This is a genomic window from Anaerolineales bacterium (assembly GCA_022866145.1).
Lineage (GTDB): Bacteria > Chloroflexota > Anaerolineae > Anaerolineales > E44-bin32 > PFL42.
Window position 1 is genome coordinate 1 of record JALHUE010000395.1, and the last position, 6030, is coordinate 6030.

Here is a 6030-nt window from a genome sequence, read left to right on the forward strand (position 1 = left end):
CGAGGTCCGTTACGCGGACATCGACGCCCAGCGGCACGTGAACAACGTCGTCTTCTTCACCTACATGGAGACGGCCCGCGCCGCCTACCTGCGCCATCTCGGACTGTGGGACGGCAAGGAGTTCCTCGACATCGGCATCATTCTGGTCAAGGCGGAGTGTGAGTATCTGCAACCGATTGTCTACGGAACGGCCCTGCGTGTCGGCGTGCACACTGATCGCGTCGGTACCAAGAGCCTCACTCTATCGTATGCTATCGAGGACTCGGAAGCGGCGCGCCTGATGGCCAAGGGGCAAACCGTGTCGGTGGCCTACGACTACCGCCGCCTGCGATCGATGGCCGTGCCGCCCGACTGGCGCCGGACCATTGAGGCCTTTGAGGGCGCTGCTTAGCCAGCCGCGGTTGCAGCCCGATGCACCTCGACGCCAGCCTGCCCTCCGCCATGCTCGGCCAGGTCCCTGCTCTGGCGCAGGCGGCCGAGGCCATGGGATTTGACGGGCTGTGGACCAGCGAGATCCAGCATGATCCATTCCTGCCCCTCACCCTGGCTGCCGAACACACCCGCCAGATCGCGCTGGGGACAGCTGTGGCCATTGCCTTCGCCCGCAGTCCAACGGTGCTGGCCCACACGGCTTGGGACCTGGCGGCGCAGTCGGGCGGTCGGTTCATCCTTGGCCTGGGAACGCAGGTGCGGGCGCATGTTGAGCGTCGATTTGGGATGCCATGGCCCGCCTCCCCCGTCCGGGCGTTGCGCGAGCACGTCCAGGTCATCCGGTCGGTGTGGGACGCATGGCAGCTGGGTGGGCGCCCGAATGTGCGCGGCGAGTACTACAAGGTCACGCTGATGACGCCCTTCTTTGACCCGGGGCCGATCCCACAGCCGGAGATCCCTATCTATGTCGCTGGAGTCAATGCCGGCTTGGCCCGCCTGGCAGGAGAGGTTGCCGACGGTTTCGTGGTCCATCCCTACCACTCGCTGCGCTACCTGCAGGAGGTCATTCAACCCGCGATCACTCAAGGGGCGGCCGGTGCCGGCCGCTCGCCGCAGGCCATTGCCCTTAGCGTCACGGCCTTCGCTGTCACCAACCAGGAGGAACGGCAGCTGGCGCGGAGTCAGATCGCCTTCTACGCATCGACCCCGACCTACCGCCCGGTGATGGCCCTGCATGGGTGGGCTGAGACGGCGGATCAGCTGCGGGCACTCTCGCAGCGTGGCGCCTGGGGCGAGATGAGCGAGTGCATCACCCAGGAAATGCTCTCAACTTTCGCCGTGGTGTCTTCTGAAAGCGACTTGCCCGATGCCCTTGCCGAGCGGTACGCAGGAATCGCAGATCGACTTGGCCTGTACCTGCCATTCACGCCGGGCACGCGGGATGCGTTTTGGCAGCGCCTGATCTCTCGGATGCGAGCGGCAGGATGCTGATCGTCGACGGTCATGAGGACATTGCCTGGAACATCCTGACCTTCGGGCGCGACCCTTCCCGATCGGTCGGCGAGACGCGAGCCCTGGAGAAAGACACGCAGATCCCGGTTCACACCGGCCAGGCCCTGCTGGGATGGCCGCAGTGGGTTGCCGGACGGGTGGGCGTGGTATTTGCTACGCTGTTCGCGGCGCCCATCCGGCGCAAGGTTGGCCCTTGGGAGTCGATGTGCTACCGAGATCTGAACGAGGCCCGGGCACTTTACCTGGCCAGCCTGGATGCCTACAAGCGGCTGACCACGGTGCATGCAGACCGGTTCCAGTTGGTGGGAAACCGGCGGGCCCTAGACGAAGTGCTGGCAACCTGGGAGCAGCCGGCGCCGGCTATGCCTCGCCTGGGTCTGGTGCTGCTGATGGAGGGGGGCGATGGGCTGCAGGACCTCGCCGAGCTCGAAACCTGGCATGCCCAGGGCCTGCGCATCCTCGGCCCGGCCTGGACCGGCAGCCGCTACGCCGGGGGCACGCATGAGCCCGGCCCGCTGACGGCGGACGGGCGCAGGCTGCTACAGGCCATGGCCGAACTCGGCTTGGCGCTCGATCTCTCCCACATGACAGAAGAAGGACAACGCCAGGCGTTGGACGTCTATCCCGGAGTGATCCTGGCCTCGCACAGCAATGCCCAGGCGCTGCTTGAGGGATCCCCAACTCCCGAGCGGCATCTGACCGACGCTGTCGTGCGAGGCCTGGCAGAACGAGATGGCGTCATCGGCCTAGTGCTGTACAACGCCTTTCTGCTGGGTGGCTGGAAGCCGCAGGATGGGCGGGAGGCCGTCACGCTCGACCGGGTGTGTGCTCAGGTGGACTACATCTGCCAGCTGACCGGCAGCGCCCGCCATGTCGCCCTGGGAAGCGATTTTGATGGCGGGGTTGGGCTGCACAAGATCCCGGCCGGACTTGACAGCGTTGCCGACCTGCGGTTAATTGGCGATGCGCTCGCCGTCCGTGGCTACTCCCCGCATGACGTCGAGGCCATCCTGGGGGGAAACTGGCTGTCCCTGCTCCACCGCCTGCTGCCGGAGAACTGAGAATATGCCCGGGGCCAAACTGACACCACGCCAGGTTCGATGGGCGCGTCGTTGGATGACGCTGGTCTTTCTGGGATTCGTCGTGTTCATCATCGGCATCGAGCCCGATCTGATTGGCATGGACCGCAGCCCGGTGGTCGGCTTCGTACAGATATACACCTGGTTGAGCGGGCTGGCGGTTCTGCTGACGGGCGCCTACCTGGCGGTACGCCTCGTTCGCAACGGCCGGCCATTGAGCCTGCGGGCGGAGGTCGGGGTGCGATTGATTGCCACCGGATACGTAGTCGCCGTCGCCGCCTCCTTTGCCGACTTCCTGGGGATCGGCTCGCATACCCTGCGCGGTGGGCTGTACTTCGGTGAGGTCCAGGTGCTGGGGTTGGTGATCGGCGTGCTGACCAGCCTGGTGGGTGTGTTGTTGTATTGGCCGCGCGGCCCGAAACCCTCGGAGCCGGCGTCCGAAGAGACCTGATCGGCCGCCGGCGGCCTGCGAGGTCGCCCTGCATCGAGGCGATACCGCATCCAGCCGCCGAACGACGGCACCGCGACCCGCAGGTCGCGGCAGTCTTTTCTCTTGGTGTTCCAGCTATAGGTGGGTGCCGGCCATCTTCTCGCTGGAATGCCCAGGGAACACTTTTCCGCCCGGCCGGACCACGGTGTAGGCATAGTTGACGGCGGTCGTGACCTGCCCGTATCCGATCACAATCAGGTTCAGCGGATCCTGGTTTTCCTGCAGCGCGACGTCGCCGGCGGCATACACACCGGGCAGGTTGGTCTCTCCCTTGCAGTTGACCTTGACGTAGCGCCGCCCGATGGTTTCCAGCCCCCACTCGCGAACCGGCCCCAGGTCAGCCTTGAAGCCAAGCGCCAGAATGACCTCGTCAACCTCTAGGGTTGTCTCGGCCTGGGTGCGGCTGTCGAAGATCGCGGCGGACGAAACGCGGTCCTTGCCCTTGAGCGTGCGCAGTTCGTGGAACAGGCGGACGTCGACGGTTGAGGCCTTCAGCGCATTGACGGAGGTGTCAAGCGCGCGAAACCCCTCGCGGCGATGGATGAGGGTCACATGCTTGGCGATCGGCTGCATGGCCAGGGCCCAATCGACGGCAGAGTCCCCCCCGCCGATGATGAGCACCCGCTTGTTGCGGTAGGCGTCCAGGTCGTGGACCATGTACTCCACGCCCCGGCCGATGAAGCCCTGCACGGTCTCATCCTTTAGTGTCACCGGCTCAAACGCGCCGATACCGGCCGCCAGGATGAGGGTGCGGGTGTAGTGCTGGCCCCGGTCGGTGTCGACGCGCCAGCAGGTCTCGCCCTCCGGCCCGCCCGGGGCGGCAACGCGTTGCAGTCCGTGGGCGCGTTCGCTCAGGGCGAAAACCGGCTTCCACTGCGAAGCTTGCCGCACCAGATCCGTTACCAGGTCCTTGGCCAGGATGGCTGGCAGGCCGGGGGTGTCGTAGATCATCTTCTCGGGGTACAGGGCAATCAACTGGCCGCCGGGCTGCGGCAAGGCGTCGATCAATTTCACCGACAGCTCCCGCAGGCCGGCGTAGAAAGCGCCGAACAGCCCTGTCGGGCCGGCGCCGATGAAGGAGATATCGAAAACCGTGTCGGTCATGCCCGGGCTCTCTCCTGAAGATGAAGGGAACGAACGTGCGGATTATAGGGACCCGGCAAGCGGCCGTCAATGTGGGCCGCCGTCACGGCAGGTTTAGCACGGCAAGGACCGCCAGGCCGATCAGCGCCGCCAGGGCCAGCAGGGCTCCCGCCCGGACGCGCGGCCACGGGCGTGTGTCCAGCATGCGCAGCTGGCCGCTATCCGTCCATTGCGCCTCGTAGTGCGGCCCCAGCAGCAGGCCCAGGGCGATGCCTGTCAGGAACCCGCCGAGGTGGGCCCAAAAATCGATGCCGGGCGACAGACCGATCACCAGGTTGAGGGCGGCTACGAGTGCGATCTGGCGCAGCTGGACATTGCCTGCCGGTCCGAAGGTCGTGCGATGCACAAACCAGAAGGCACCGAGCATCCCCAACAGCCCGAAGATTGCGCCGGAGGCACCGACCGACGGAGAAGGGTTGAAAGCGAGGCTGAAGATCGCCCCGGCAAAGCCGCACAGCAGATAGAAGACCAGGAAGCGGACGTGACCGAAGAACTGCTCGCCGGCCGGCCCGATCACGTACAGCGAATACATGTTGACGAACAGGTGCGCCAGGCCGGCATGGATGAAGACCGGCGAGAGCAGGCGCCAGTACTGGCCGGCGGCGATGGCCGCGTTCTCCTTGGCGCCCAGGGCGATGATCAGATCGAATCCGAGCAGGCTGGTCAACAGCAGCTGGCCGACGAACACGCCCAGGTTCACGCCGATCAGGCTGAACGTAACCGGATGCTGCCGGACCATGGCCGCCAGGTTGGGCCGCCTCGGCCGCATCCCTCCCTGGGGGCGCGGGGGTGCCGGCGCGGCGTCCGCCGGCCTGGGGTCGATCACAGGGTTACCTGGCGAGGGTGAATCCGGTGGTGCTCGGCGTCGATGATGGCCTCGATCCTGTCAACCGCCGCGTCCAAGTGCGAGTCGGCATTCACAACATAGTAGTCGAAGACGTGCATGCGCTTGAGCTCCTGACGGGCGGTCTCGATGCGCAGTTGCAGATCCTCCGGGCTTTCGGTTCTGCGAGCCATCAGGCGGCGGATCATCTCCTCCTCGTTCGCCGGCACCAGGAAGATCAGCAGGGCCTCCGGACACAGGGCGCGAAGCGTCTCCGCTCCCTGGACGTCGATGCGCATGACCACGTCCTGCCCGCTGGCCAAAGCCTGCCGTACTTGCTGCTTGGGGATGCCTTTGTAGTCGTTGTAGACGATGGCATGCTCGAGCATCTCGCCGTGCTCGATCATCGAGGCGAATCGCTCAGTACTGACGAAGAAGTAATCCCGGCCATCGACTTCGTTCGGTCGGGGCTGGCGGGTGGTGGCAGTGACCACGAAGTGGAAGGGGAGGCCGCGGGCCTTCATCCGCTGCAGCACCGTGTCCTTGCCGGCGCCCGAGGCGCCGGAGATCACGATCAGCAGCGGCTGGCGCGTATTCGGGGGGAATCCTGCGTCCACCCTCGATCTCCTGCGGTGCAGGTCAGTATAATGCAAGTGGTGGAGGCTGCGATGCCGACCTATGACTATGGCTGCATGGACTGCCGCAAGCGGGCGTCGATCTACCAGACCTATGCTGACTACGGTACCCAGCCGGTCAGCTGCCCGAAGTGCGGCAGCGCCAACCTGAAGCGTTTGATCAACCGCGTCCGGGTCGTGCGCTCCGAGGAATCACGGATGGACTCGCTTTCCGATCCGAGCGATTGGGACTCGGTCGACGAGGACGATCCGCGGGCCATGGCGCATATGATGCGGCGCATGGGCCAGGAGATGGGGGAGGACCTGCCGCCCGAGTTCGACGAGGTCGTCGACCGCATGGAAGCCGGCGAAGACCCTGACCAGATCGAGAAGGACTTCCCCGAGCTGGCTTCGGGGGGCGACGGGATGGGTGACGAC

At 65.6% G+C, this 6030-nt stretch carries 8 protein-coding genes; 5 read left to right on the forward strand and 3 right to left on the reverse strand.

Features of this window, described 5'->3' with window-relative positions:
* The 4 genes from MUO23_11940 to MUO23_11955 form a co-directional block, all read left to right on the forward strand.
* Window positions 1-391 (forward strand): acyl-CoA thioesterase (locus MUO23_11940; protein ID MCJ7513668.1); only part of this gene is annotated, 391 nt, incomplete at its 5' end.
* A 20-nt stretch (window positions 392-411) separates the two neighbouring features.
* Window positions 412-1422 (forward strand): TIGR03617 family F420-dependent LLM class oxidoreductase, encoded by a 1011-nt coding sequence (locus MUO23_11945; protein ID MCJ7513669.1) that lies wholly within the window; start codon window positions 412-414, stop codon window positions 1420-1422.
* Window positions 1416-2504 (forward strand): membrane dipeptidase, encoded by a 1089-nt coding sequence (locus tag MUO23_11950; protein ID MCJ7513670.1) that lies wholly within the window; start codon window positions 1416-1418, stop codon window positions 2502-2504. The genes MUO23_11945 and MUO23_11950 overlap by 7 nt, the downstream gene beginning before the upstream one ends.
* 4 nt (window positions 2505-2508) lie before the next feature.
* A complete protein-coding gene (locus MUO23_11955; protein ID MCJ7513671.1) occupies window positions 2509-2973 on the forward strand; it encodes a hypothetical protein in 465 nt (154 codons plus the stop codon).
* A 114-nt stretch (window positions 2974-3087) separates the two neighbouring features.
* Here MUO23_11955 and MUO23_11960 read toward each other — a convergent pair whose 3' ends face one another.
* The 3 genes from MUO23_11960 to MUO23_11970 form a co-directional block, all read right to left on the reverse strand.
* The gene (locus MUO23_11960; GenBank protein ID MCJ7513672.1) at window positions 3088-4116 is read right to left on the reverse strand and encodes an NAD(P)/FAD-dependent oxidoreductase; all 1029 of its coding nucleotides are present in this window, start codon (window positions 4114-4116) and stop codon (window positions 3088-3090) included.
* An 82-nt stretch (window positions 4117-4198) separates the two neighbouring features.
* On the reverse strand, window positions 4199-4924 hold the full coding sequence (locus MUO23_11965) for a rhomboid family intramembrane serine protease (protein ID MCJ7513673.1): 726 nt from the start codon (window positions 4922-4924) through the stop codon (window positions 4199-4201).
* Window positions 4925-4977: 53 nt separating this feature from the next.
* Window positions 4978-5595 (reverse strand): guanylate kinase, encoded by a 618-nt coding sequence (locus MUO23_11970; protein ID MCJ7513674.1) that lies wholly within the window; start codon window positions 5593-5595, stop codon window positions 4978-4980.
* Between the two features lie 51 nt (window positions 5596-5646).
* On the opposite strand from MUO23_11970, the gene MUO23_11975 reads away from it, so the two are divergent.
* A partial coding sequence (locus MUO23_11975; protein MCJ7513675.1) for a zinc ribbon domain-containing protein occupies window positions 5647-6030 on the forward strand: 384 nt, incomplete at its 3' end.

Coding starts and splice junctions, on each gene's coding strand:
- MUO23_11950 (MCJ7513670.1), top strand. CDS start 1,416: ATGCTGATCGTCGACGGTCATGAGGACATTGCCTGGAACATCCTGACC.
- MUO23_11965 (MCJ7513673.1), bottom strand. CDS start 4,924: ATGCGGCCGAGGCGGCCCAACCTGGCGGCCATGGTCCGGCAGCATCCG.
- MUO23_11945 (MCJ7513669.1), top strand. CDS start 412: ATGCACCTCGACGCCAGCCTGCCCTCCGCCATGCTCGGCCAGGTCCCT.
- MUO23_11955 (MCJ7513671.1), top strand. CDS start 2,509: ATGCCCGGGGCCAAACTGACACCACGCCAGGTTCGATGGGCGCGTCGT.
- MUO23_11960 (MCJ7513672.1), bottom strand. CDS start 4,116: ATGACCGACACGGTTTTCGATATCTCCTTCATCGGCGCCGGCCCGACA.